Origin of the sequence: Aeromonas popoffii (assembly GCF_000820025.1) — a bacterium.
Taxonomy (GTDB): Bacteria; Pseudomonadota; Gammaproteobacteria; order Enterobacterales; family Aeromonadaceae; genus Aeromonas; species Aeromonas popoffii.
Window position 1 is genome coordinate 131,696 of record NZ_CDBI01000079.1, and the last position, 25,900, is coordinate 157,595.

The 25,900-nt window shown below is 62.0% G+C and carries 25 protein-coding genes; 21 read left to right on the forward strand and 4 right to left on the reverse strand.

Features of this window, described 5'->3' with window-relative positions:
• Nucleotides 1–464: 464 nt before the first annotated feature.
• Genes BN1129_RS17365 through BN1129_RS17380 form a run of 4 tightly spaced genes read left to right on the forward strand, consistent with a single transcriptional unit; the run spans nt 465 to nt 5,615 of the window.
• Nucleotides 465–1,772 carry a 2-hydroxycarboxylate transporter family protein gene (locus BN1129_RS17365; protein ID WP_042038219.1) on the forward strand — a complete coding sequence of 436 codons (1,308 nt, stop codon included), beginning with the start codon at nt 465–467 and terminating at the stop codon, nt 1,770–1,772.
• A 10-nt stretch (nt 1,773–1,782) separates the two neighbouring features.
• Entirely contained in the window at nt 1,783–3,333 is a 1,551-nt protein-coding gene (locus BN1129_RS17370) for an NAD-dependent malic enzyme (RefSeq protein ID WP_042038222.1), read from the forward strand.
• A 17-nt stretch (nt 3,334–3,350) separates the two neighbouring features.
• Nucleotides 3,351–4,919: an ATP-binding protein gene (locus tag BN1129_RS17375; protein WP_042038224.1), complete on the forward strand. Its 1,569-nt coding sequence runs from the start codon at nt 3,351–3,353 to the stop codon at nt 4,917–4,919.
• A gap of 3 nt (nt 4,920–4,922) precedes the next feature.
• Entirely contained in the window at nt 4,923–5,615 is a 693-nt protein-coding gene (locus BN1129_RS17380) for a response regulator (protein ID WP_042038225.1), read from the forward strand.
• Between the two features lie 87 nt (nt 5,616–5,702).
• Here BN1129_RS17380 and BN1129_RS17385 read toward each other — a convergent pair whose 3' ends face one another.
• On the reverse strand, nt 5,703–6,602 hold the full coding sequence (locus BN1129_RS17385; RefSeq protein ID WP_042038227.1) for a DMT family transporter: 900 nt from the start codon (nt 6,600–6,602) through the stop codon (nt 5,703–5,705).
• Between the two features lie 103 nt (nt 6,603–6,705).
• Here BN1129_RS17385 and BN1129_RS17390 point away from each other — a divergent pair, with 103 nt between their 5' ends.
• Nucleotides 6,706–7,500, forward strand: a complete 795-nt coding sequence (locus BN1129_RS17390) for an AraC family transcriptional regulator (RefSeq protein ID WP_042038230.1) — start codon at nt 6,706–6,708, stop codon at nt 7,498–7,500.
• 82 nt (nt 7,501–7,582) lie between these two features.
• Here BN1129_RS17390 and exaC read toward each other — a convergent pair whose 3' ends face one another.
• Complete coding sequence (exaC, locus tag BN1129_RS17395) at nt 7,583–9,100, reverse strand: acetaldehyde dehydrogenase ExaC (RefSeq protein ID WP_042038231.1); 1,518 nt, start codon at nt 9,098–9,100, stop codon at nt 7,583–7,585.
• 354 nt (nt 9,101–9,454) lie between these two features.
• Between exaC and BN1129_RS17400 the strand changes: the two genes are divergently transcribed.
• The 13 genes from BN1129_RS17400 (at nt 9,455) to BN1129_RS17460 (ending at nt 21,585) form a co-directional block, all read left to right on the forward strand.
• Nucleotides 9,455–11,116 (forward strand): sigma-54-dependent Fis family transcriptional regulator, encoded by a 1,662-nt coding sequence (locus BN1129_RS17400; RefSeq protein ID WP_042038234.1) that lies wholly within the window; start codon nt 9,455–9,457, stop codon nt 11,114–11,116.
• A gap of 128 nt (nt 11,117–11,244) precedes the next feature.
• Nucleotides 11,245–11,655: a VOC family protein gene (locus tag BN1129_RS17405; protein ID WP_042038236.1), complete on the forward strand. Its 411-nt coding sequence runs from the start codon at nt 11,245–11,247 to the stop codon at nt 11,653–11,655.
• A 102-nt stretch (nt 11,656–11,757) separates the two neighbouring features.
• The gene (gene phoB, locus BN1129_RS17410) at nt 11,758–12,447 is read left to right on the forward strand and encodes a phosphate regulon transcriptional regulator PhoB (RefSeq protein WP_042038237.1); all 690 of its coding nucleotides are present in this window, start codon (nt 11,758–11,760) and stop codon (nt 12,445–12,447) included.
• An 8-nt stretch (nt 12,448–12,455) separates the two neighbouring features.
• Nucleotides 12,456–13,751: a phosphate regulon sensor histidine kinase PhoR gene (gene phoR / locus BN1129_RS17415; protein WP_042038238.1), complete on the forward strand. Its 1,296-nt coding sequence runs from the start codon at nt 12,456–12,458 to the stop codon at nt 13,749–13,751.
• Nucleotides 13,752–14,127: 376 nt separating this feature from the next.
• A complete protein-coding gene (locus tag BN1129_RS17420) occupies nt 14,128–15,102 on the forward strand; it encodes a PstS family phosphate ABC transporter substrate-binding protein (RefSeq protein ID WP_042038239.1) in 975 nt (324 codons plus the stop codon).
• Nucleotides 15,103–15,265: 163 nt separating this feature from the next.
• Complete coding sequence (locus BN1129_RS17425) at nt 15,266–16,072, forward strand: M48 family metallopeptidase (protein ID WP_042038240.1); 807 nt, start codon at nt 15,266–15,268, stop codon at nt 16,070–16,072.
• Nucleotides 16,060–16,566 carry a GNAT family N-acetyltransferase gene (locus BN1129_RS17430; protein WP_042038242.1) on the forward strand — a complete coding sequence of 169 codons (507 nt, stop codon included), beginning with the start codon at nt 16,060–16,062 and terminating at the stop codon, nt 16,564–16,566. Before BN1129_RS17425 ends, BN1129_RS17430 begins: the two co-directional genes overlap by 13 nt.
• 105 nt (nt 16,567–16,671) lie before the next feature.
• Nucleotides 16,672–17,574: an ROK family protein gene (locus BN1129_RS17435; RefSeq protein ID WP_042038244.1), complete on the forward strand. Its 903-nt coding sequence runs from the start codon at nt 16,672–16,674 to the stop codon at nt 17,572–17,574.
• 41 nt (nt 17,575–17,615) lie between these two features.
• Nucleotides 17,616–18,362 (forward strand): copper homeostasis protein CutC, encoded by a 747-nt coding sequence (locus BN1129_RS17440; RefSeq protein WP_042038245.1) that lies wholly within the window; start codon nt 17,616–17,618, stop codon nt 18,360–18,362.
• A gap of 181 nt (nt 18,363–18,543) precedes the next feature.
• Nucleotides 18,544–19,155: a BamJ family beta-barrel-assembly machinery protein gene (bamJ, locus tag BN1129_RS17445; RefSeq protein WP_042038246.1), complete on the forward strand. Its 612-nt coding sequence runs from the start codon at nt 18,544–18,546 to the stop codon at nt 19,153–19,155.
• Nucleotides 19,156–19,308: 153 nt separating this feature from the next.
• Entirely contained in the window at nt 19,309–20,190 is an 882-nt protein-coding gene (locus BN1129_RS17450) for an ABC transporter ATP-binding protein (RefSeq protein ID WP_042038247.1), read from the forward strand.
• A 70-nt stretch (nt 20,191–20,260) separates the two neighbouring features.
• Entirely contained in the window at nt 20,261–21,274 is a 1,014-nt protein-coding gene (locus BN1129_RS17455) for an ABC transporter permease (RefSeq protein WP_042038248.1), read from the forward strand.
• Nucleotides 21,271–21,585, forward strand: coding sequence for a DUF2845 domain-containing protein (locus tag BN1129_RS17460; protein WP_042038250.1), 315 nt, complete (start codon nt 21,271–21,273; stop codon nt 21,583–21,585). The genes BN1129_RS17455 and BN1129_RS17460 overlap by 4 nt, the downstream gene beginning before the upstream one ends.
• A 52-nt stretch (nt 21,586–21,637) precedes the next feature.
• On the opposite strand, the gene BN1129_RS17465 is transcribed toward BN1129_RS17460, so the two are convergent.
• Nucleotides 21,638–21,856 carry a DUF1107 family protein gene (locus tag BN1129_RS17465; RefSeq protein WP_042038252.1) on the reverse strand — a complete coding sequence of 73 codons (219 nt, stop codon included), beginning with the start codon at nt 21,854–21,856 and terminating at the stop codon, nt 21,638–21,640.
• Nucleotides 21,857–22,067: 211 nt separating this feature from the next.
• On the opposite strand from BN1129_RS17465, the gene yfcD reads away from it, so the two are divergent.
• The 3 genes from yfcD (at nt 22,068) to BN1129_RS17480 (ending at nt 24,470) form a co-directional block, all read left to right on the forward strand.
• Nucleotides 22,068–22,550, forward strand: a complete 483-nt coding sequence (yfcD, locus tag BN1129_RS17470; protein WP_042038372.1) for an NUDIX hydrolase YfcD — start codon at nt 22,068–22,070, stop codon at nt 22,548–22,550.
• Between the two features lie 354 nt (nt 22,551–22,904).
• The gene (locus BN1129_RS17475) at nt 22,905–23,378 is read left to right on the forward strand and encodes a peroxiredoxin (RefSeq protein ID WP_042038253.1); all 474 of its coding nucleotides are present in this window, start codon (nt 22,905–22,907) and stop codon (nt 23,376–23,378) included.
• 123 nt (nt 23,379–23,501) lie between these two features.
• Nucleotides 23,502–24,470: a calcium/sodium antiporter gene (locus BN1129_RS17480; RefSeq protein WP_042038254.1), complete on the forward strand. Its 969-nt coding sequence runs from the start codon at nt 23,502–23,504 to the stop codon at nt 24,468–24,470.
• 88 nt (nt 24,471–24,558) lie between these two features.
• On the opposite strand, the gene BN1129_RS17485 is transcribed toward BN1129_RS17480, so the two are convergent.
• A complete protein-coding gene (locus tag BN1129_RS17485; RefSeq protein ID WP_042038255.1) occupies nt 24,559–25,710 on the reverse strand; it encodes a type III PLP-dependent enzyme in 1,152 nt (383 codons plus the stop codon).
• Between the last annotated feature and the right edge of the window lie 190 nt (nt 25,711–25,900).

The following is a 25,900-nucleotide window of genomic DNA, read 5'->3' on the forward strand; positions in this document are numbered from 1 at the left end:
TGGAAGGCACCGCTGTTGTTTCGCGCCCGCGGAGCAACCCACATCATATCCCTCCCGGAACTGCCTCTTGCCGGTGACACCCGGGGCCTGATGATCCACCAGCCTCAGCTCATGGGATCGCGCAGGTGCTATGCCAGCGTTGTTGCCCTGTTGATATGAAGGCGCAGCTTATATATGGGCTGTCGTCATCCGACTGCTATCCGATTATTTTTTGCCTGTTGGTGGGCGAAATTTAATCATTTTTTAATGCCTGTCCCGCCAGGTCGTGGCGTCACGCCGACATCACTCTTTATGTCTGTGTCTGGCCAGCGTAGTTCAGGGCGAGTGAATAACGCGGGCGGTGGCTATTTTATGGCCATAGCGTTTAAGGTTTTAATGTTTTTATATGCCTTTGTAATCGGGCTAACCGACAGGGAAGGGGAGGATCACTAGAGTAGCGCCACACCACACGTTGGAGCATAACAATGAAAAACCTCTCTACCCCACAAACCAGGGTTGCGCTGTTTGGCGACCGACAAATTGCCGGCATGCCCATGATGATCTTTCTCGGGCTTGCCACCTGCGTGCTCTTTTCTGGCTGGAATGGATCCTTGCCGCTCGGCATGGTCGGCGCGTTGGCGCTGATGTTCGTGCTCGGTACCCTGCTGACCGAGCTGGGCGAACGCATCACTCCCATACGTGAGTATCTGGGGGGCGGCACCATACTCGCCATCTTCGGCGGCGCCGCCCTGTTTGAATACCGGATCCTGCCAGTCGAGGCGGGTCAGGTGATCATCGGCTTCATGAAGGAGGGGGGCTTTCTCAACTTCTTCATCGCCAGTCTGGTGACCGGCTCTGTCTTTGGCATGAGCAGTGCCCTGCTGAAAAATGCCGCCATGCGTTACCTGCCGGTCATTCTGGGGGGCGTAACCCTGGCGCTGCTCAGCGTTGGCCTGGTCGGCGCTCTGATGGGTTATGGCTTCAAGAATGCAGTGTTACTTATCGGCCTGCCCATCATGGGCGGTGGCATGGGTGCTGGCGCCGTACCGCTGGTGGAGATCCTCTCCGGCCCGATGCAGATGTCCAGCGCCGATCTGCTGTCACGCATGGTGCCCGCCGTGGTGATCGCCAACACCCTGGCCATTCTGGTGGGCACAGTGCTGGCCCGTCTTGGCCGTCGTTACCCCTCCCTGACTGGCAACGGCCAGCTGATGATCAAGGAGATCAGCCAGAACGTGGCCGAAGAGCAGACTCAGGCCCCGACGCTGGAGAGTCTCGGCATCGGGCTCTTTATCAGCTCCTGCATGTTCGTACTGGGATCCCTGCTCGGCAACTTCATTCCCATGCACCCCTTTGCGCTGATGATACTGGCAGTGGCCATCATCAAGGTGAGCGGCGTGCTGCCACGTCGTTACGAGCAGGCTGCCGCCGACTGGTACCAGTTCGTGGTCGGCAATCTGACTCCCTCCCTGCTGGTGGGGATAGGTGTCGCCTACACCAGCATCCCAGAGCTCATCAGCGCCTTCTCCATCAGCTACTTCGTGCTGGTGCTGGTGACAGTGGTTGGCGGTGCCCTGGGGGCAGCCCTGGTGGGGCGCATGATAGGTTTCTATCCCATAGAGGCGGCCCTCACCGGCGGTCTGTGTATGGCCAACATGGGGGGCACGGGCGATGTGGCTGTGCTGTCGGCGGCCCAGCGCATGAAGCTGATGCCGTTTGCCCAGATCTCTTCCCGTCTCGGGGGCGCCGTCATGTTGATCCTGGCCACCCTGCTCATCTCGCTGCTGGCATAAGGAATAGACAATGAACGACATCATGATGGGCACCAGCCTGCCCTATGCAGAACGCAAGCGACAGGGGCTGATGGGGCGTATGCCCCATAAAGAGGAGTCCCTGGCCCAGCAACGGCGCCGTATCTATCGCCTGGTCTCTGCCATGCAGAGCCCGTTCGATCAGCACCTGCTGCTGCGCCAGCTGCAAGAAGACAACCCGGTGCTGTTTTACGATCTGGTGCGCCACCACCTGCCGGAACTGCTGCCCATTATCTACACCCCAGTGGTGGGAGAGGCGTGCCAGCGTCACAGCGACCTCTATCTGCGCAGCCACGGTCTCTACCTCTCCTGGCATGACAGGGACGATCTGGACGCTATCTTCGCCGCGGTAGAGCAAGAGGTGGATGTCATCGTCATCTCTGACGGTGAGCGGGTGCTGGGGCTCGGCGATCTCGGTATCGGCGGCATGGGGATCTGCATCGGCAAGCTGGCACTCTACTCGGCCGCTGGCGGCATCGACCCGGCGCGCACCCTGCCGCTGTGCGTCGACGTCGGCACCAACAATCCCGAGCTGCTGGAGGATGACTCCTACCTCGGCTGGCAGGCCAACCGGGTGGATGGCGAATCCTATTACCACTTCATGGATCGGGTAGTGGCGGCCATTCGCACACGCTGGCCCCAGGTGGTGCTGCAGTTTGAAGACTTCGCCGGCAAGCATGCCGCGAACCTCTTGGCCCGCTATCGGGACGAGCTGTGTATGTTCAACGACGATATTCAGGGCACGGCGGCGGTCGCCTCGGCCTGTGTGCTGGCGGGCTTGCAGCAGGCGGGCAGCCAGCTGGCCGACACCCCTGTGCTCATCGTTGGTGCCGGCTCGGCGGGTTGCGGCATCGCCGCCATGCTGGCCCAACTGGCGGGTGGCTCGGAGCGGGTGCAGCTGTTTGATCAGGATGGACTGGTCTGCCTGGATCGCGCCAACCTGACCCCGTCCCAGCGGCCGTTTGCCCGCCCGGCGCAAGAGGCCTGCGGCGAGCTGCCTGCGCTCATTGAACGTCTGCGCCCCGGCGTACTGATCGGGGTGAGCGGCCAGGGCGGCCTGTTTGATGAAGCCGTGCTCAGCGCCATGGGCGCCGCCTGTGAGCGGCCAGTGATCCTGCCGCTCTCCAACCCCACCCGTAGCGCCGAAGCGACGCCGGAGCAGGTGTGGCAGGCCACCGGGGGACGCGCCCTGCTCGCCACCGGCAGCCCCTTTGCCCCAGTGACGGTGGCGGGGGAGGCGCGGGTGGTCTCCCAGTGCAACAACGTCTACGTGTTTCCGGGCATTGGCCTGGGGGCCTGCGCGGTCAAGGCGCGCCGCATCAGCGATGGCATGCTGCAGGCGGCGGTGCGGGCTGTGGGTGCCTATCCACTGGCCGAGGGGCGGCTGTTGCCTCCCATTGAACAGGTGGGGGAGGTGGCCCGTGCGGTCGCCAGAGCCGTGGCCCTCACCGCCCGCGAGGAGGGATTGGCCGATTTTAGTGGTGATCCTGCGCCGCTGATTGACCAGACCTGGTGGCGCCCGCACTATTGGTCCGCTTCCTGATGTTGCAAGGCTAATCGATGAAACTGCGCCACCAACTGGTCACCCTCTCTCTGGGTCTGTCACTGCTGCTGATCGTGATCCTGGGCAGCCTGCTTGCCCTTTTTATCCGCCATCTGCTGGAGAGCACTCTGCAGGAGAATGGTGCCGATCTGGCGCGGGTGCTGGCGGCTGACAGCCGGGTGGTGCAAGCCCTGCAACAGGGCAGTGATCCCGGTTTGCGCGACTATGTGGAGGGGATCAGCAATCGCACCGATGCCGCCTACATGGTGGTGACAGATGAACACGCCCACCGCCTGAGCCACCCTTCGCCCGAACGGATCGGTGGCCTCTTCCGTGGTGAAGACATCTGGCCGGCCCTCCATGAGCGGCTCAGCTACTGCTCCGAAGATGAGGGCACATTAGGCCCGGCCATTCGCTGTTTTGCTCCGGTGATCGGACCCGATGGCCGCGCCATGGGCGCCGTGGTGGTGGGTTACCTGATGCAGACGGTGGAGGACATCTATCTGGAGCGGATCGCTCTGCTGGTCACTGCCATCCTTGCCGTGCTGGGTTGTGGTCTGCTGCTGGCGCTCTGGCTGCAACATCTGCTGCGCCGCACCCTGCTGGATCTGGAGCCCGAAGCCATTGTCAATCGCTTCGTGCTGCAGGAGCTGGTGCTGGAGCACATCTCGGAGGGGGTGATAGCCATCGACAGCGGGGGCAATATTCGGATGCTCAACAGCGCTGCCTTCTATCAACTGCGTCTGCCGGGCACAGGGCGTCATGCTCTGCTGGGGCAGCCCCTTGCCGAGTTGTCACCACCACTGGCGCCCGCCTTGACCCAGCTCGAAACCGAGCTGGGCTTCACTGTGCACGGTGAGGCGTTCGTGGGGCGCTGGCAGGCGGTGGAGGGCAAGGTACCCGGTCGCCTGCTGATCTTCAGTCGCCCCGAGGTGACCGGCAGCCTCGGCATGCAGGTAACCCATCTGCGCCAGTATGCCGAGATGCTGCGGATGCAGACCCACGAGTTCGCCAACAAGCTGAGCAGCCTCTCGGGCCTGCTGCAGCTCGGTCATGTGGATCAGGCGGTGGAGCTCATTCAGCAGGAGAGCGAGGCCTGCCAGACCATGTTGCAGGGGCTGCTGCGGGCCATCGAAGATAAGCCGGTGGCCGGGCTTATTCTCGGCAAGTTCAGCCGGGCGCGGGAGCTGGGGGTGGAGCTGGTGCTGGATCCCGACTCGGCGCTGGGAGAGTATCCGGCGGCGGTGTCGGCGGATCTCATCACCCTCATTGGCAACCTGCTCGACAATGGCATTCGCGCCGCTTGGGCCAGGCGCAAGGCGTGTCCGCCGCGGGTGCTGATTTCCCTCAACGATTTTGGTCGCCGGCTGGTGATAGAGGTGGAGGACAGCGGCGAGGGGGTAGACGAAGCGCTGGCGGATCATTTGTTTGATTACGGCATCAGCCGTCAGACGGGTGATCACGGGGTTGGCCTCTTCCTGGTCAAGGAGACGGTGGCCAGACGAGGGGGTGTGATAGAATGGCGCCGCACCGCCGAACAGACCACTCTGTTCGGTATCTACTTGAATAAAAACCAATTGGTGTGATCTATGGCGCCCATATTCACTCTGGTGATCGAGGATGACGAACGGATTGGATCCATTCTGTCCGAGCTGGTCTCCTCCACCCCCGGATTTTCCCTGCTGGGTCGGGCCGAAAGCCTGACCCAGGCCGACCTCATGATGCGAGCGACCCAGCCGCAGCTGCTGCTGGTGGATATTTCCCTGCCCGACGGCTCTGGCCTCGAGTGGGTCAATCGGCTGCGTAGCCATAACCGTGAGGCTTACGTCATCATGGTGACCGCCTCCTGCGATGTTGAGACGATACAGCAGGCCCTCAACCTGGGGGTGCAGGATTACATCATCAAGCCGTTGCGGCTGTTTCGCATCCAGCAGAGCCTGGACGAGATCCTGACCCTGCACAGGCGTATCAGCGAGCGGGGCTCTCTGGAGCAGAGTGACCTGGATCGGCTGATGGGCAAGGGGCGTCCCCAGGCCAGGGAGATACGTGATACCCCCAAGGGGATCGACGCTATCACGCTGCGCCAGGTGCTGGAGCTGCTGGCCGGTGAGCCGGATACCGCGTTTTCCACGGATACGGTGGCGCTGCGACTGTCGCTCAGCCGCACTACGGCGCGCCGCTACCTGGAGTATCTGGAGTCCGAAGACCGGGTCGATGTGGATCTCAACTACGGCCAGCGTGGTCGGCCGGAGCGGCGCTACCACTGGCGCCGGGGCAACTGAGCCTGCGGATTTTAGCGCGAAGATGCATGCAAGAAGGGAGCCTCGGCTCCCTTCTTGTATTGTGTTGCAGCGGCTTGTCTCGCCGGTTTATGCCTCCCCGGCAAGGGCGGGGCGTACCCTGGGTCTGAACTGGGAGAGCATGACGCCGGTCAGGATCAGGCCGCCCCCCAGCAGGTGATAGCCGTGAACGGGCTCTCCCAGGGTGATGACGGCAATGAGGGCGGTACACAGCGGCATCAGGTTCATGAACACAGAGGTGCGCTCCGCCCCCATGCAGGCGAGGCCGCGCATCCAGCAGTAGGCGGCCAGCAGGGAGGAGGCTAGCCCGGCAAACAGCACCAGGCCCCAGCCCTCGGCGGGTACCGCCAGGGAGTCTGCGCTGAGGGCGACCGGGATCAGCAGCAGCACAGCCAACAGGATCTGCATGTAGAGGTTGAGCCAGGGACCGAACGGCAGTTGCCAGCGGCGGATCAGCAGACCATAGAGGGCGTAGCTGGCGGAACCGAGTAACATGAGCCCATCCCCCGGGTTGATGCTGTCGTGCAGCAGAGCCAGCGGTTGGCCCTGGCTCAGCAGCCAGAATACCCCGAACAGCGAGATGCTCATGCCAAGCAGTGCCTGCTTACCGGGGCGTTGGCCGAAGAAGAGCGCGCTCTGCAGCAGGGTCAGCAGCGGGATGAGGGAGCCAATGACCCCCATGTTGGTGGCCGAGGTGGTGTGTGCGGCGTAATAGGCAAGGCACTGGTAGAGCACCATGCCAAGGGCCGCCAGCACCAGCAGCTTGCCGAGCCAGGGGCGGATTTCGTGGCGGCGGCGCCACAGTTGCGGCAGGCAGAAGGGGGTCAGTGCCAGGGCGGCTATCACCCAGCGGTAAAAAGAGATAGCTGCCGGGTCGATCACACTGGCGGCGGCCTTGGACACCACTGTATTGGTGGCCCAGATCAGCACGGCCATCAGCGGAAACATAAGCGGAAAGAAGATACGCATCAAAGGATCCTTGTTAACAGGGGGCCAAGTCTACCCTTGTCTTTCTGTTATCAAATAACGTAAAACTGACAATTCATCCCGCAGAAAGGACAAGTCACCCGCAATGGCCGTACATCAGTATCACCCGACCGACTTACATCTGCCCGAGCCCAACCCCCTCTATCTGCGCTATCAGCAGATCCAGGCCGAGAGCGCCTGCGCGCCACACAGCCACCCCTGGGGCCAGCTCAGCCTGATAAGCCTGGGGGTGATGGAGATAGTGCTGGATCAGCACCGGCTGGTGGCTCCCGCCGACTACCTTATCTGGGTGCCGGCGGGTCTGGAGCATGCCTCCTACAACCAGCAGGCCCTCGACTACACCTCCATCTATGTCAATCATGCTCTGGCGGCCAAGCTGCCAGCCGAGCCACGCCTGCTGGAGATGACACCGCTCATCCGGACCATGCTGGCAGATTTTTGCGAGCGCAAGCTGGGCCACATGCAGGATGAATGGGATGTGCGCCAGGCCGAGCTGCTGGTGGAGAAGCTGACCCGCACCCGCTGCCAGGAGAGCTACCTGCCCATGAGCCAGGACAAGCTGCTGGCTCCCATGCTGGCGGCGCTCCACTGCGATCCTGCCGATCCGCGCACCCTGGCCCAGTGGGCCGAACAGTTGCACAGCACGGAGCGCACCCTGGCCCGGCGCTGCGTGCGCGAACTGGGCATGAACTTCGGCCAGTGGCGGGCCCGGCTCAAGCTGCTCAAGGCGCTGGCCTGGCTCAAGGGGGAATTGCCGGTGCAGGAGATTGGCTGGCGGCTCGGTTACGGTTCCACCTCGGCCTTTATCGCCATGTTCAACCGTGAGTTGGGCTGCTCGCCGCAACGTTATCGCCTGCAACTGGCCCAACCAGGGGGCTGATCCTGGGCTGATGCTGCCGGGATGGATTCGGCGGATAAAGGAAGGGCGCCTTGCAGGCGCCCTTCTCATGAGAGTGACCGGGCTAGAAGAAGCCGAGCGGGTTGATGTCGTGGCTCACCAGCAGGTTCTTGGTGTTCTGGTAGTGATCCAGCATCATCTTGTGGGTCTCGCGGCCTATCCCCGACTTCTTGTAGCCGCCAAACGCCGCGTGGGCCGGGTAGGCGTGGTAGCAGTTGACCCAGACTCGGCCAGCCTGGATACCACGGCCCATGCGCCAGGCCAGGTTGCTGTCGCGGGTCCAGAGACCCGCCCCCAGGCCATATTGAGTGTCGTTGGCAATCGCCAGCGCATCCGTCTCGTCCTTGAAGGTGGTGACACCGAGCGCTGGCCCGAAGATCTCCTCCTGGAACACCCGCATCTTGTTCTGGCCAGAAAAGATGGTGGGCTGGATATAAAAGCCCCCCTCCAGTCCGCTCACCTTGGCCGGGCCGCCCCCGATCAACATCTTGGCCCCCTCGCCACGGCCTATCTCCATGTAGCCCAGGATCTTGTCGAACTGCTCGCGGGACGCCTGCGCCCCCACCTGAGTGGCGGTGTCGAGGGGGTTGCCCTGCACTATGGTACGGGCGCGGGCCAGCACCTTGTCCATAAAGTCGTCGTAGATGCTGGCTTGCACCAGGGCGCGGGAGGGGCAGGTGCACACCTCGCCCTGGTTGAAGAAGGTCATCAGCATGCCTTCCACCGCCTTGTCGATGTAGCTGCTCTCGTGCTGCATCACGTCGGCAAAGTAGATGTTGGGGGATTTACCCCCCAGCTCCACGGTGGAGGGGATCAGCTTGTCGGCGGCGCAGCGCAGGATATGGGCGCCGACTTCGGTCGAACCGGTAAACGCCAGCTTCTGGATCCTGTCGCTGGTGGCGAGCGCCTGACCCGCCTCGGCGCCGAAGCCGTTGACCACGTTGACCACGCCGGGGGGCAGTATGTCTTTGATGAGATCCATCATCAGCATGATGGTGACCGGGGTCTGCTCGGCGGGCTTGAGCACGCTGCAGCAGCCTGCCGCCAGCACCGGGGCCAGCTTCCAGGCCGCCATTAGCAGCGGGAAGTTCCAGGGGATGATCTGGCCGACCACGCCGATGGGCTCCTTGAAGTGGTAGCTGACGGTGTGCTGATCCAGCTCGGCGGCCGAGCCCTCCTGGGCACGGATGCAACCGGCGAAGTAGCGGAAGTGATCCACCACCAGCGGCAGGTCGGCGGCCAGGGTCTCGCGCACCGCCTTGCCATTCTCCCAGGTTTCGGCGACGGCGAGCACCTCTATGTTCTGCTCGATGCGATCGGCGATGCGCAGCAGCAGGTTGCTGCGCTCGGTGACGCTGGTCTTGCTCCAGCTGGCGAACGCCTTGTGGGCGGCATCCAGCGCCAGCTCGATGTCGGCGGCATCGGATCGGGCCACCTCGCAGAACACCCGGCCATCCACCGGCGAGATGTTCTCGAAATAGCGACCGGCGCGGGGGGCAACCCAGTCGCCCCCGATGAAGTTGTCGTAACGGGACTTGAAGCTGACCAGGGCACCGGCCTGACCGGGAGCGGTATAAATCATCTCATCATCCTTATGCGTGTGAAGGTCCTGCCAGCGGCCCGCGCTGGCCGGGGTAATACGCAGGGGTTATCGCAAGGGCCATGCCAAAAGGTCTGATGAGTGTGCAAAAGGTTGCTAAAACGTTACTAAATGGGGGGCGAAAGCGTATCTTGGTTAACCAATGGCCCTGGCTGTGGCGATGACACTGTGCCGTTTCTGAACAGTCGCCGTGACAGTCGTGCCGTTTGTGAACAGGAGGCGTGATGAGCGAGTTACTTCAGTCCGGCCCTATTTTTGCCGTGTGTGAACAGGAGGCGTGATGAGCGAGTTACTTCAGTCCGGCCCTATTTTTGCCGTGTGTGAACAGGAGGTGTGATGAGCGAGTTACCTCCGTCCAGTCCCGGTCCGATCCAGCGTTCCTGGCTGCGCTGCCTGCATCAGGGCCTGCTCCGTCAGCAGATCGCGGAACTGGATCTGCTGCCCCAGGGCGAGTTGTCGGCCCGCCAGGAAGAGTACAGGACGCTGATCGCTTGCTTCCAGCGCTTCGTGTTGCCGCTGTTTGCCCAGTTGCTGGCGGGCAGACCCTGTCGCCTGCTGTTGTGTGACGGCGAGGGGGCTATACTGGCCGCCAGCGGTGACAATGGCTTTGCCCGCCACGCCGATCGCATTTTTTTGCGCAGCGGCGCCCGTTGGGGGGAGGCGAGCAAGGGCACTAACGCCATCGGCATCGCGCTCGCCGAGCAGAGCGAGGTGCAGGTGCTGGGTGCCCAACACTTCTTCGCCCAGTACAGCTTCCTCAGTTGCAGTGCCTGCCCCCTGCTTGGGCCAGACGGGCAATTGCTCGGGGTGCTCGACATCACCACCGACGCAGCCCACCACGATGGCGACATGCTGGGCACGGTACGGCTGCTGGCCATGACGCTCGAAAACGCGCTGCTTGCGCGCCAGCCTGGCTGGCTGGTGGATCTCGACCCCCAGAGTCTATGGTCCGCCCGACTGCTGCTGGGGGAGGCGGGCGAGCTGCTCGGTGCTAACCGGGCCGGACGGCTCTGGCTCGGTCAGCACAGGTTCGATGGCCAGCAGTTGCTGCGCGAACGGCGTGGCCTGCGGCTGGCGCCCGAGCCGGTTGCGGCTCCCCAGCAAGCCGCGCAACAAGGGCTGGCACAGGTGCCGCTCAAGATGCTGGAGCGTGGTATCTCGCTGCTCATCGAGGGGGAGACCGGCAGCGGCAAGGAGCACCTGGTGCGTACCCTACACCGCCAGTCGAGCCGGCGGGACCAGCCCCTGGTGTGCGTTAACTGTGGGGCCCTGCCGGCGGATCTGGTGGAGGCCGAGCTGTTTGGCTATGTGGGTGGGGCCTTCAGTGGTGCCCGCAGCCAGGGCTGTCAGGGCTATCTGCGCGCCGCCCACGGCGGCATCCTGATGCTGGACGAGATAGGCGAGCTGCCGCTGCTGGCCCAGACCCGGCTGCTGCGAGTGTTGCAGGAGCGAGCCGTCACCCCGGTCGGCAGTCACAAGCCCGAACCGGTGGATTTCTGGCTGGTCAGCGCAAGCCACCGGGATCTGGCGGCCATGGTGCAGGCCGGGGCGTTGCGCGAGGACCTCTATTACCGGATCTGCGGCTGGCGCCAGCCGCTGGCACCGCTGCGGGCATGGCCAGAGGGCGATCGCCAGGATCTGATCCAGCGGCTATTGGCGGAGATGGATCCGGCCCTACAATTGACCCAGGAGGCCGAGCAGCAACTGCTGGCCCATCCCCTGCCCGGCAATGTGCGCCAGCTCAAGCAGGTGCTGGAGGTAGCCTGCGTGCTGGCGGAAGGGCAGGGCTGGATTGAGCCCTCACACCTGCATCTGCCCTATGTGCCCACCAAGGCCGGTGCCTTGCCTATGGGGGAGGGAGCCACCACCTTGCGCCAGCAGAACCGGTTGCGGGTACAGCAGATCCTGGCGGCGTGCGGGGGCAACGTGAGCGAGGCGGCGCGCCAGCTCGGCATCAGTCGCACCACCCTCTACCGGGCGCTGCGTGAGGCGCCCTGAGTTTTCGATTCCTCTCACCGGTTGTTTTCAAGCAGCAGATGACGGCTGGAGCCCTGCTCTTCCAGCCGTTATGATGCGCGCCAGTCGGGGCGTGAGCCCCCTTCATTCATCTGTTGAGGAGTATTCCCATGTCACAACACATAGGGGCGCTGACCCTGCTGGTGGCCGATTACGATCAGGCCATTCGCTTTTTTACCGAGGGACTTGGCTTCGCGCTGCTGGAAGATACCCGGCTTGATGAACCGGGCAAACCGGGCAAGCGCTGGGTGCGGGTGGCGCCTGCCGGCGCGCCAGGATCAGCGCTCTTGCTGGCTCGGGCCGCCACGCCGGAGCAGCAGGCCGCCATCGGTCAGCAGGGGGGCGGCCGGGTGTTTTTATTCCTCGAAACCGACGATTTCTGGGGGGATTACCAGCGTATGCAGGCGTACGGTGTTCATTTTTGTGAACAGCCACGTAGTGAGCCATACGGCATGGTGGTGGTGTTCGAGGACATCAGTGGCAACCGTTGGGACCTGCTGCAACTCGCAGCTGCCAAATGAATCTGAAAACGTTTATCATCTCGCCTGTCATAAAGTCATAAAAGTGTCACAGAAAGTTCTAATAATTGGCGCACCCATCTTCACACAGGAGAGAGAAGGGATATGGCTAAGCGAATTCTGGTGGTCGAGGACGAAGCACCCATCCGCGAAATGCTCTGCTTCGTGCTTGAGCAAAAGGGATATGAGACGGTTGAAGCGGAAGATTACGCCGATGGACTGGCGAAGGTGTGCGAGCCTTACCCCGAACTCATCGTGCTGGACTGGATGATGCCGGGTGGCAGTGGCATCCAGTTCATCAAGCAACTCAAGCAGGATGAGGTGACCCGCCAGATCCCGGTGGTGATGTTGACCGCCCGCGGTGAGGAGGAGGACAAGGTGCGTGGTCTGGAGGCCGGTGCCGACGACTACATCACCAAGCCCTTCTCTCCCAAGGAGCTGACCGCCCGCCTTCATGCTGTGATGCGTCGTGTTTCGCCCACGTCGGTGGACGAGGTGATCGAGGTGCAGGGACTTAAACTGGATCCGGTTTCCCACCGGGTCAGCGCCGAGGAGAAGGCGCTGGACATGGGGCCGACCGAGTTCAGACTGCTGCACTTCTTCATGACCCATCCCGAGCGGGTCTATAGTCGCGAGCAGCTGCTCAACAATGTCTGGGGGACCAATGTGTACGTCGAGGACAGAACCGTGGATGTGCATATTCGTCGCTTGCGCAAGGCCATTGAAGAGACGGGTCACGATCGATTGATTCAGACGGTGCGCGGTGCAGGCTATCGCTTTTCCATCCGTCTCTAGAGGACGTTATGTTGCAACCTTACGCCTGGCGGCGACAGTTGTGGCGGATGGCGTTTTTTTATACGCCCTTCGTCTTGGTCGGCTGGTTGACGGATACCTTCACCCTTTGCCTGCTGGTGGCGACCGTGCTGCATCTGGGCTGGCACTATCGCTTTCAGAAGCGGCTGTCGGACTGGCTGTGGCACGATCGCAGCCTGGTGCCCCCCAACGGCAGTGGCAGCTGGGAGTATATCTTCAACGGCATCTACAAGTTGCAGCAACGCCACCGCGCCCGGCGCCGCGAGCTGGCGGGCCTCATCCGCCGTTTTCGGGAAGGGGCCGAAGCCCTGCCCGATGCCGCAGTGGTGTTTCGCACTGACGGCAGCATCCTTTGGTGCAACCGGCTGGCAGAGCAGTTGCTCGGTTTTCGCTGGCCGGAAGACGCCGGTCAGCACATAGGCAACCTCATTCGCAATCCCACCTTCGGTGCCTATCTGGGTGAGGGGCAGTATGACGAACCGTTCGAGATAGCCTCGCCTATCAACGAGGAGAAGAGTCTCGAGTTTCGCATCATGCCCTACGCCGAGGATCAGGCCATGCTGGTGGTGCGGGATGTTACCCGGCTGCGCAGCCTGGAGAAAACCCGCAAGCACTTTGTCTCCAACGTTTCCCACGAACTGCGTACACCGCTCACTGTACTCAAGGGCTATCTGGAGATGACCGAAGAACTGCCCCCCCCTGACCTGTGGGCCAAGGCACACAGGGTGATGATGGAGCAGACCATCCGCATGGATAACCTTGTCAACCAGCTGCTCACCCTGTCGCGCATCGAGGCGGCTCCCTCGGTGGATCTCTCCCACCTGGTGGACATGCCTGCCATGCTGGGGCTGCTGGAGCAGGAGGTACGGGTACTGTCGGGGGATCGGGCACACCAGATCGAGTTCAGGGTGCAGTCCAATCTCTTCGTACGCGGGGATCAGGATCAGCTGCGCAGCGCCATCTCCAACCTGGTCTACAACGCCATTCACTACACCCCGGCGGGGCGCAAGATCAGCGTGGAGTGGCGCAAGCAGGGGGCCATGGCGCTGTTTGTGGTGCAGGACGAGGGGGAAGGTATCCCGCCCGAACATCTGGCGCGGCTCACCGAGCGTTTCTATCGGGTCGACAAGGCACGCTCGCGCCACACGGGTGGCTCAGGGTTGGGGCTTGCCATCGTCAAGCATGCCTTGAGTCATCACGACGCCCAGCTCGATATCGAGAGCCGGGTTGGCCTCGGTAGCCGTTTCAGCTTCCTCATTCCGGCCAATATGGTGGTGCTGAAATAGTCTTTTTTAGCAAGGGGTTAGCAGTGCAGAGAGGGCGGCGACGGCGGCCCTCTTTTCATTTGGCCAACAGCCTTGCCATGTCATTAAAGTGTCACATTAAATCCATAAATTTGTCACTGCCAGGTCAGATACTGGCGCCGTCTTGAGAACGGACCTTCTGTCACGTTGGCGGGGACGAAATGAAGCCCGACCAACAGTACGAGCGGGTTTTAACCAGGTTTGACATCAGATTGACGATTGCCTTTTGCAACCTCGGACTGGGTGGAGAGGGCATGGAATGAAACTCAACAAATCGGTCGTCATGACCGGCGTTGAGCGAAGTTAACACCGTTTTTGAATGGACTGCGTTCTACAACCTTGGACTTGGAGAGATTGGATGAAACTCAACAAACTGGCTGGTGTAATCGGATTCACCGCAGCAACCCTGTTTTCCGTCAGCGCCCTGGCTGCCGGTGTGGATAAAAATCTGCCGGATTACACACCGACCAGCGGCATCTCGGGCAACCTGTCCTCTGTCGGTTCGGACACCTTGGCCAACATGATGACCCTGTGGGCCGAAGAATTTAAGCGCATGTACCCCAACGTCAACGTGCAGATCCAGGCCGCCGGTTCCTCTACCGCGCCAACTGCCCTGACAGAAGGTGTTGCCCAGTTTGGCCCCATGAGCCGCGCCATGAAGACAGGTGAAGAGGAAGCATTCGAGAAGCGCCATGGCTACAAGCCGACCGCCATCCGCGTTGCGGTCGATGCCCTGGCCGTGTTCGTCAACAAAGACAACCCCATCAAGGGGCTGACCATGCCGCAACTGGATGCCATCTTCTCCAGCACCCTCAAGTGTGGCGAAGACAAGGCGGCCACCAAGTGGTCTGATCTGGGTCTGGACGGCAACTGGTCCTCCAAGGATCTGCAGCTGTTCGGCCGCAACTCTGTCTCCGGTACCTACGGTTACTTCAAAGAGCACGCCCTGTGTAACGGCGACTTCAAGAGCGGCGTGAACGAGCAACCGGGGTCTGCCTCCGTGGTGCAGTCAGTCTCTGCATCTCTGAACGGTATCGGCTACTCGGGTATCGGTTATGTTACCTCTGGTGTGCGTGCCGTTCCGCTCTCCAAGGATGGCAAGACCTTCATCGAAGCGAACGCTGACAACGCCATCACCGGTAAGTATCCGCTGTCGCGCTTCCTGTACGTTTACGTGAACAAGCATCCGAACAAGCCGCTCTCCCCGATGGAGCAAGAGTTCGTCAAGCTGATGCTCTCCAAAGCGGGTCAAAGCATCGTTGCCAAAGATGGCTACGTGCCGGTGCCGGCCAAGGTGGTCGAAGCCGACCTGAAGAAACTGGGCATCATGTAAGCCAGTTTCCTCTGCCACACGGGCCCCGCGGGGCCCGTTTTCTTTTTGAGTGGATCCACCATGGCGACCTGTGACCGCTTTCGCCGAACAGTATGATTTGGCGACTTGCGCCGGACGCCCGCATTTCCGAAAATAGGGCATCTTTATGGTGAAGGACACCTCCATGACATCCCCCCTGTTCAAGCTCGGCCTGGCGGCACTCTGTTCCACCCTGCTGGCCAGCTGTGCCCAGTCTCCTACCGGTCGTAGTCAGATGTTGCTGTTCTCGCCCCAGCAGATGAACCAGCTGGGCGCCGACTCCTTCGAGCAGATGAAGAAGCAGGAGAAGGTGAGCAAAGATGCCAGGATGAATGCCTACGTCTCCTGCGTCGCCAAGGCGGTGACTGCCCAGGTACCCGCCAGCTATGGCATCACCAGCTGGGAAGTGGTGGTGTTTGACTCCAAGCAGGTCAACGCCTTCGCCCTGCCCGGCGGCAAGATAGGGGTCTACAGCGGCCTGCTCAAGGTCGCCAAGAATCAGGATCAGCTCGCCACCGTCATCGGCCACGAGCTGACTCATGTGCTGGCCCAGCACTCCAACGAACGGCTCTCCCGCAGCCAGCTGACCGGTCTCGGTCTGGCGGCGGCCGACATCGCCATGGGCAGCAGCGAGTATCGCGGCGCCACCATGGCCGCCCTTGGCCTCGGGGTCGAGGTCGGTGTCATGCTCCCTTATGGCCGCACCCAGGAGAGTGAAGCGGATCGGTTGGGGCTGGAGTTGATGGCCCGCGCCGGTTTCAATCCGGCTGAAGCCATTCCCCTGTGGCAGAACATGAGTGCCGCCGCCGGTGGCAACACCCCGCCGAAGCTGCTCTCCACTCACCCCAGTAACGAGAACCGGATCGCCGAGTTGCAGGCGCAACAAGCGTACGTGCTGCCGCTCTTTAAGCAGGCTCGCGCCAACGGTCTGGTGCCCCAATGCAAGGCGTAAGCCTGCGCATGGCGCGGCCCGATGACGCCCCCGCCATGACGGTGACGCAGCGGGCCAGCTGGCTCGCAGCCTATGGCGAGGTGCTCGGTGCCGACATGCTGACCCAGCTTTCGGTGACCGAGCACCTGCAGATCTGGCAGAGCCGGCTCGCCGGATCCGGCCCCAGGCCCATGTTGATCTGCCAGGACGAGGTGGTCATAGGCCTGCTTTACTGGCAACTCGTGCTGGATAGCACAGAGCCGAGCGCCCTGATCCGCGCTTTTTACCTCCATCCCGAGCACTGGCGCCTGGGTCATGGCAAGCGGCTATGGCAGGCGGTGGCGATGCAGATGCGTCGTGCAGGTTGTGGCAGCGTCAGATTGTGGCTGCTCGATGGCAACCGGATCGGCGAGGGGTTTTACCTGAGGCGCGGCTTCGTCTTCGACGGTCAGGCACGCACCCTGATGAGCCTTGGGCAGGCTTGCCTGCAACGGCAAATGTTCCGTTTGCTTTGATCTCTCTCCCATTTTTCGCCCCCGATCACTTTATTTTTTTTGCGAATTAATACAATGTGCAGCTCTGGACAGGCTGAGGTGACTTACCGACAAGGGAGTGTGGGCATGTATTACGGCTTTGATATTGGTGGCACCAAGATAGCGTTCGCCGTGTATGACGACGCCTTGAACCTCTGTCATGAGGAGCGCATGAGCACGCCCGGTAACGATTACGAGGGATTGCTGCAGCTCATCCGTGCCCGGGTCGAGCAGGCGGACGCCCGTTTCGGCGCGAGAGGCGCCGTGGGCATCGGCTTTCCTGGCATCCTCAATCGGCACGATCACAGCATAGTGGCGGCGAACCTGCCCTCCATCAATGGCCGCCATCTGGGCGCCGATCTGGCCGAGCGGCTGGGCCGTCCGGTCAAGGTGGACAACGATGCCAACTGCTTCCTCTGGTCAGAAGTGCACCAGGGGGCGGCGGCCGGGGCCGACAGTGCGTTGGGGGTCACCATCGGCACCGGCATCGGCGGCGCCGTCTATCTGGCGGGCAAGCTGATCCAGGGCCGCAACTGGCTGGCGGGGGAAATAGGTCACTATCCGCTGCCAGCCACCATGTTGATGAAGTATCCCGACCTGCCTCGTCCCCGTTGTGGCTGCGGCCGCCTGGTCTGTTTTGAAACCTATGCATCCGGCACCGGGCTGGAGCGGCTCTATCACCATTTTCATGGTCAGCGTGCCAGCGGTCACCAGATAGTGGGGCGCTTCGAGGCCCATGAGCCCCATGCGCTGGCCACGGTCGACTGCTGGCTGGAGATCATGGCCGCCGGGCTCGCGACCGCCATCTCTGTGGTTGATCCCGAGGTGGTGGTGCTAGGGGGCGGCTTGAGTGGCTTGCCTGCCCTGTACCAACAGCTGCCGCTGCGTCTGCCCGGCCATCTGTTGCCCGGTGTCGCCCTGCCCGAGCTCCGCCAGGCCCGCTTCGGTGGCGCCGGCGGGGTGCGCGGCGCGGCCTTGCTCAATTTATGAGATCAGATGTGCTGTCTGATCTCTCCAATAAAGGAGTCATCATGACCCGTCTTGAAATTTGTATCGACAACCTGGAATCCCTGTTCACCGCCCAGCAAGCAGGCGCGGATCGCATCGAGCTCTGCTCTGCGCTGGGGCTGGGTGGCCTGACCCCCTCTTACGGCTTTATGCAGCTGGCTGCGCGCCACGCCAACGTGCCTGTTTACGCCATGATCCGCCCCCGCGCCGGGGATTTTTGCTTCAGCACCGCCGAGTTTGAACTGATGCTGGTGGATATCGCTGCCGCCCGCGCAGCCGGGTTGCAGGGGGTGGTCATTGGCCTGCTGGATCAAGAGGGGCGGGTGCCCGCCGACCAGCTGCGCCAGCTGGTGGAGGCGGCCGGGCCGCTCGGTGTGACTTTCCATCGGGCCATTGACCTCTCCTCCGACTGGCGGCTGGATCTGGAGACGATCGTCGCCGCCGGCTGCGAGCGCATCCTGAGTTCGGGTCATGCGCCGACCGCGCTGGCGGGGCTGGAAACCCTGCAGGCCATGCAGCAGGCGCTGGCGGGCCGTGCCAGCCTGATGCCGGGTGCCGGGGTCAATGCCGACAACGTGCGCACCATCCTGGAGTTCACCGGGGTGAGCGAGGTGCATATGTCCGGTATGGGCTGGCGTGGCGGCATGGTGCCCCATGGCGTGAACATGGGCACGTCTGATGACGGCCGGGTCAATATCACCGACGCCGGCAAGGTGGCAGCGGTGCGGGCCCTGCTGGATCGCGCTGATGCCACCGAAAGCGTGGTTTGAGTCCAAAGGTTCAGTGTGTCATTGTGCCTGACAGGATCGCCGCCGATAGGCGGCGATCCTGCTCTTCTTGTGTGAAGTTCCTCCCACTGGCGTGGAAATCAGGGCTGCCACCGGCAGCACCTCGCCAAAAAGTCTGATATCATCCCGCCTCTTTATTACTTGGATCTGGAGCAACATCTCAATGTCCCAATACGACGCTATCGAACAGAAGGCCAGCTATGGCATCGGCCGCAACATGGGTGATCAGCTGGCGCAGCAAGCCTTCGCTGGTCTGGATATCCCGGCCCTGCAACAAGGTCTGGCAGATGCCCTGAATGGTCTGGAGTTCGCGGTCAGCCGTGACGATATCAATGATGCCTTCCAGGTGATCACCGCTCGCATGCAGGAAGAGCAGGAAGCCGTTGCCAAGGCTGCCGCCGCCGATGGCGAAGCCTTCCTGGCTGACAACGCCAAGCGTGCCGACGTCAAGGTGACCGATTCCGGTCTGCAATACGAAGTCATGGTAGAAGGCAATGGCGCCGTGCCGGTAGCCGGCCAGTCCGTGCGCGTGCACTACCACGGTACCTTCACCCACGGTGGCGTGTTCGACAGCTCGGTTGCCCGTGGCGAGCCGGCCGAATTCCCGGTCACCGGCGTCATCGCCGGTTGGGTTGAAGCGCTGCAGCTGATGCCGGTTGGTTCCAAGTGGAAGCTATACATTCCGCAGGATCTGGCCTATGGCGCCCGTGGTGCCGGTTCCATCCCGCCCTACTCAGCCCTGGTATTCGAAGTGGAGCTGCTGGACATTCTGTGATCCGGCTGGCTTGATGCAAACGGCGACCTCAGGGTCGCCGTTTCTGTTTGAGGTGCCCCTGTCTGGTGGGCCCTTGTCGATAGACAATGTGCCTTTGCGGGGGATTTGGATATAGTCAGGGCTTGGCGTTCCCGGTCACTCTGGAAAACACGCATGGCTGCCATCATAGAAGTCATTGACCTCATCAAGCACTTTCCCGGCGTCAAGGCGGTGGACGGGCTCAGCTTTACCATTCCCGCCGGGTGCTGCTTCGGCCTGCTCGGTCCGAACGGGGCAGGCAAGACCACCACCATAGAGTTGCTGGAGGGGATCCTCACCCCGGACAGCGGCCAGATCCTGTTTCATGGTGCTGCACGTGGCACTGATTACCGCTCCCGCATCGGCATCCAGTTTCAGCACACGGCGCTGCAGGATTTTCTGACGGTGCGCGATACCTTGCGCCTGTTTGCCAGCCTCTATCCCAATCCCTTGCCCCAGGCGCAGCTCATCGAACTGTGTGCCCTTGGCGAGTTCATCGATCGGGACAGCCGCAAGCTCTCCGGCGGCCAGCGTCAGCGCCTGCTGCTGGCGCTGGCCCTGCTTGGCGACCCCGAACTGCTGTTTCTGGATGAACCCACCACAGGGCTGGATCCCCAGGCGCGCCACCACTTCTGGCAGCGCATCGAGGCGATCAAGGCCCAGGGCAAGACGGTGGTGCTCACCACCCACTACATGGACGAGGCGCAGCAGCTGTGCGATCGCATCGCCATCGTCGATCACGGGCATCTGCTCAGCCTGGATACCCCGGCCGCCCTGCTGGCTCGTCACTTCGATGGGGTGCTGGTGCGTCTGCCGGATCATCCGGCCCTCGCCAGCCTGGGTTATCCACTGTTGCCCCACGGCGATCAGGTGGAGCTGACTTGTCCCGATGTGGCGCTGCTGTTGCCGCAACTGCTGGGTCTGGGGGTGCCGCTGACCGGCATGCAGGTGCGCTCCCCCAATCTGGAAGATCTCTTCTTGCACCTGACCGGCCATAGCCTGAGGAGTGGCGCATGAACGCAGTCATGAGGTGCCGTGTCGAGGCTCCTTCTTACCCGCGAGCCTTGCCGTGGCCTAGGAGCAAAACATGAAGGGGGCCATCAAGCGGATCGGTGCGCTTTTTTATGCCCGCAATCTGGAGTTTGTGCGCGACAGGGCCGCCCTGGTGTGGAACCTGGCCTTCCCGTTACTGCTGGTGGTCGGTTTCTCTCTTATCTTCTCCGGCCCGCCCAAGCCGCTAGTGCAGATGGGTGTGGTGGGCGAGCTGACGGCGGCCTACGCCCCCCTGAACGCCATTCCGCTGCTCAAGCTCATCCCCTATGACGATGAGCGCAAGGGCCAGCTCAAGGTGCGCCATCATCAGCTGGATCTGCTGCTCTCGCCCGGCTCGGACCGTTACTGGGTCAACCCGGACGCCGGCCAGGGCGCCATGGCCGAATACCTGTTGCGCCAGGCTATCTCCCGGCCGCTGGTGAAGGAGACCCTGAGCGGGCAGGCGATCCGCTACGGTGACTGGCTGCTGCCCGGGGTGATCGGCATGAACCTGATGTTTTCCGGCCTGTTCGGGGTGGGCTTCGTCATAGTCCGCTATCGCAAGAACGGAGTGCTCAAGCGACTGAGGGCCACGCCGCTCTCTGCCGCCGAGTTTCTCTGCGCCCAGTTGCTGTCGCGCATTGTGATCACCCTGGTGGTGAGCCTGCTGGTGTTTCTGGTCGCGTACTGGCTGCTTGGCGTGCCCCTGCTCGGGTCAGGCTGGTTGCTGCTGCTGATCGCCCTGGCAGGTGGCGCGGCCATGGCGTCGCTGGGCTTGCTCATCGCTGCCCGGATCCAGAACGAGGAGCTGGCGAGCGGCCTGCTCAACGTCATCAGCATGCCCATGATGTTTCTCTCCGGGGTCTGGTTCTCGCTGGAAGGGGCGCCGGTCTGGCTGCAACAGTTGGCGGCCTGGCTGCCGCTCAGCCAGATCATTACGGCGGCCCGTGCTGTCATGCTGGAGGGGGCTGGCTGGGCCGAGGTGGTCGCGCCTCTCGGCTGGATCCTGTTGTTTACCCTCTGTTGTCTCACCCTGGGCAGTGCCCTGTTTAAATGGAATAGCCAATGAAGCGACATCTGAACCTGGGGGTTGTCCTGGCCCTGCTGTTACTGAGCATACCGGCCAGCGCCGATGCAATGCGTTGCAAGAATGCCCTCATCACCGAAGGGGACAGCACCGCCGAGATGCTGCTCAAGTGTGGTGAGCCCATGCTGCGCGAGGAGCTCAGCCGCAATGAGGTGAACCAACTGGGCAATCTGGTGCAGGTCAAATTTGGCGAGCGCTGGACCTACAACTTCGGTAAGAACGAGTTCATGCGTTTCGTCACAGTGCGCAATGGTGTCGTCACCGACATTGAAAATGGCCCGCGCGGCGAGTAGCCAGCGGGCAAAGCATGGATGCACAACAGACGGTATGGCAAGGCCCTTTGACTCACATGTCCGGCAAGGGCTCGTTGTGACGAAGCTGGCTGACGGCCTGATTGATCTGGCGAGCCAGCCTTAGCCGTTGGCGGCAGGTCAGGCCATGGAGGTTGATCCTGCCTGCGTTGAATTCAAATGTCCCCAGCGACTCGATGGTAAAATAGCCTCGGTGAAAGCTCTTGATGTAGCGAGCGATCTGCCGTGGGGATAACTGCTTGAACACCTTCATCACAAGGTTCCCTGATTGCCTGGACAGGGCACACTATGCCGTCGTCGGATGACACTGATATGACAGTGGGGTGAGGGATTGTATGAATCCTTTGATCTGCGTCGATGAACGGGGGCATTTGCTGGCGTATGTTGAAAAAAGTGCTGCCATGACAAGCCCTTACCCCGATATACTGCTGTCAGTTGAGCAACATGAGCAAAAGGACCTGCACGTGGAATGGGTGGATGTGGTGGATGCGGATAACCGGGTGATTGGCGTGGCCGAGCGCGCCAGGGTGCGGCGGGAGAACCTGTGCCATCGTGCCAGTTATATCCTGGTGCTCGACGAGGCGGATCGCATCCTGGTGCAGCGGCGCACCCTCAGCAAGGATTTCTGCCCCGGCATGCTGGATGCCTGCGCCGGTGGCGTCGTGACCACGGGCGAGCAGATGGAACCGGCCGCCCGCCGCGAGCTGGCCGAGGAGTTGGGTATCGAGGATGTCCCCCTGCAAGGCTTTGGCAGCTTCTACGCCGAAGGGGAGGGCTATCGGGTTTGGGGTGGCCTCTACAGCTGCCATTATCAGGGGCCGCTGCGCTTGCAGGCTGAAGAGGTGAGCGAGGTGCACTGGATGAGCCAGGCCGAGATCGCCGCCCGCGCCACCGAATTTACCCCCGACTCCCTGCTCGCCATTGCCACCTGGCAGGCGAGGCGTTAAACCGCTTCTCATCTCCTCATGCAAAACGGGCAGCCATTGGCTGCCCGTTTTGCATTGTCACACCCGCCTGAGGCGCAGGCTGTCGCTCGGGATCCCGGCCAGCTCAGCCGGCTAAGGGCGAATTGGCCTGTTGGGCGGCAAACAGCTCGGCGGCGTCGGGCAGGGGCAGTGTGTTCTGCTCGCGCAAGGTGGAGGGGCGAATCTCCAGTCCATCTAAATGGTTCTGATTGAGATCTTATGGGCTGGTGGAACCTGCTCAAGGTTAGTGCAAATGGCGGCGCTGATGGGGGTGTGTCTCGCGTGCATGGGCTGGGGTAGACTGTGGCTCCCTACCTCCACCACGGATGAGAGATCATGATAGCGATTGGCCAATCCCTGCCTTTGGGCGAGTTCACCTTCATCACCCGGGAGGGCAAGCAGGTTCAGGATAGCCAGGCCCTGTTTGCCAGCAAGAAGGTGGTGCTGTTTGCCGTGCCGGGCGCCTTTACCCCCACCTGTTCCAACGCCCACCTGCCCGGTTATGTGGCGCTGGCCGACCAGTTCAGGGCCAAGGGTGTCGATGCCCTCTATTGTCTGTCGGTCAACGATGCCTTCGTGATGAAGGCGTGGCAGGCGGCCCAAGATGCCGACGCCATCACCATGCTTGCCGATGGCGACGGCAGCTGGACACGGGCGCTTGGCCTTGCCAAGGAGACGGGGGCCTTCGGCGGTATTCGCGCCCAGCGTTTTGCCCTCATCGCCAACGATGGTGTGGTCGAGCAGCTGTTCGTGGAAGCACCGGGCAAGTTCGAGGTCTCGGCTGCCGAGAGCCTGCTGGCGGCGCTGTAAATGTTCATCGCCGTTTGATTTCCCCTTGAAATGGGAGGTCGGCCCGTTACACTTGGCCACTTCTGGACAGAGCCAGGCATTGTGCCTGGCTCTGTTGTTTGCAGGCGATGGGATGGATACGTTATGACCCTGGCTGTTGTTGCCCTGATTGCCGGACTGGCGCTGCTGGTCTGGAGTGCAGATAAATTTGTGGACGGCGCTGCGGCGACCGCCCGTTATGCGGGCATGCCGCCGCTGCTGATCGGTATGGTGATCATCGGTTTTGGCACTTCGGCCCCCGAGATGGTGGTCTCCGCGCTGGCGGCTTCCCAAGGCAACCCCGGGTTGGCGCTCGGCAATGCCTATGGCTCCAACATCACCAATATTGCCTTGATCCTGGGGCTGACTGCCCTGATCAGCCCTATTGCTGTGGCCTCTCAGGTGGTGCGCAAGGAGATCCCCATACTGCTCGGCATTACCCTGCTCTCCGGTGCTCTGCTGCTCGATGGGCATTTGGGACGGATGGATGCGGCCATTCTGGGTGTGGCGTTTGTTGGTCTGATGGGCTGGTCCATCTGGGCTGGCATGAGTGGCAAGGGGGATGCGCTGGATGCGGAGACCGCCGAGGATATCGAGAGCGAGGGGATGTCCCTCAAGCGCGCCATTCTCTGGCTCATTGTCGGGTTGGTGCTGCTGATCGGCGCTTCCCGTTTGCTGGTATGGGGTGCGGTGACCATCGCTCAGGCATTTGGCATCAGCGACCTGGTGATAGGTCTCACCATCGTTGCCATCGGTACCTCGCTGCCAGAGCTGGCGTCGTCCCTGATCGCTATTCGCAAGAATGAGCACGACCTGGCGCTGGGCAACGTGATCGGTTCTAACCTGTTCAATACCCTGGCGGTAGTCGGGATTGCGGCGGGGATTCACCCGCTCGACGTGGCGCCCGAGGTGCTTACCCGTGACTGGACCGTCATGATGGGGCTGACCCTGTTGCTGCTGGTGATGTGTCTGGGCCGCAAGGGACAAGGCCGCATCAACCGGCTGGAGGGGGGCGTGCAGCTCGCCTGTTTCGTCGCCTATACCGGCTGGCTGCTGACCAGTCAGTTTATCTGACCTGTGCCGGTGAAATGAGAGAGGGGGAAGCTTAAGCTTCCCCCTCTTGTTTTTGCTTGGTGAGTCTGTTGGCCGGTGAGTGGTTTGCTCAGGCAACCGCCACCAGCTTTTTCCCTTTCTGGCTGCTGTCCAGAATGAGGATGCTCGCCTTGGGGAAGAAGTTGAAGGTGGAGGCCGAGGCCCAGGTGTAGGCACCCATCACTCGGCCCACCACCAGCTCGCCGATAGCCAGGTCCGGCAGCATGATGCCATCGCGGATCACGTCCACGCTGTCGCAGGTGGGGCCGGAGATCACCGAATTGTGCTGCTCGCCGCTGGCATAGGGGGTGCTCACCGGGTAGGTGACGTGGTCATAGAGCTGACCGTTGTAGCTGCCGTAGAGGCCGTCATCCAGGTAGTACCAGATCTTGTCGCCGCGGTGGGCCTTGCCCATCACGCTGGAGACCGAGGTCATGGCTGGCGCGCTGATAAAGCGGCCCGGTTCGGCAATTTTCTGCACGGTAGCGGGCAACTTGGCCAGCGCCTCGCGGATCGGGGCGCAGAAGCCGTCGATATCGAATTCGCCGCCCTCATAGTCAACCGGAAAACCGCCGCCGATATCCAGCACCCAGGGCTTGAGCCCCAGCGTCCAGGCTTGCTCCATGATCTCGCGGCAGGCGTCGATGGCTTGCACATGGCGACGGGCATGGGGCACCTGGGAGCCGACGTGGAACGACAGCCCCATCACCTTGAGGCCCTTGGCGTGGGCCAGTTGCAGCAGCGGCAGGGCTTGCTCCGGGGTGCAGCCGAACTTCTTGGAGAGGTCGACCTTGGTTTCCGGGTTCGGGAAGCTGACCCGCAGCAGCAGTTTCACTTCGTCCTTGTAGGGAATGAACTTCTCCAGCTCCAGCGGGTTGTCGTAGACAAACACGGTGCAGCCGAACTCCAGCGCATAACGAATGTCGCTGTCGCGCTTGATGGGATGGGTATGAATACAGCGTCCCGGGCGAACCCCTTGGCTACGCACCAGATCCACTTCGCCATTGGTGGCCAGATCGAAACAGGCCCCCTCTTCCTTCAAGACAGAGACCACGGCCTCGTGGGGCAGGGGTTTGAGTGCATAGTGCAATCGCACATCGGGCAGGGCGGCAGCCAGGGCCCGATACTGTTTGCGGATGGCTGCCTTGTCGAGCAGCAGCAGGGGAGAGCCGAATTGTTCAACCAACTGACGGTAGTCTTGTGCGATCAGGGTTTCGTTCATTCTCTTTTGAAAGTCCTTAGGGGGCAGATTTGCCCTAGCCTTGGTTTGTTGAGACGGCAGCGGCCGGCTCAGGCGAGTGGTCCGGAGGGACCAACCAGACACAATGCATAACTCCATCGCAAAGTGCTTAGTTATGCGCGGAATTATCTGCCTATTGAGTTTCTGTGCAAGCATTTTGAGTGGATATGTT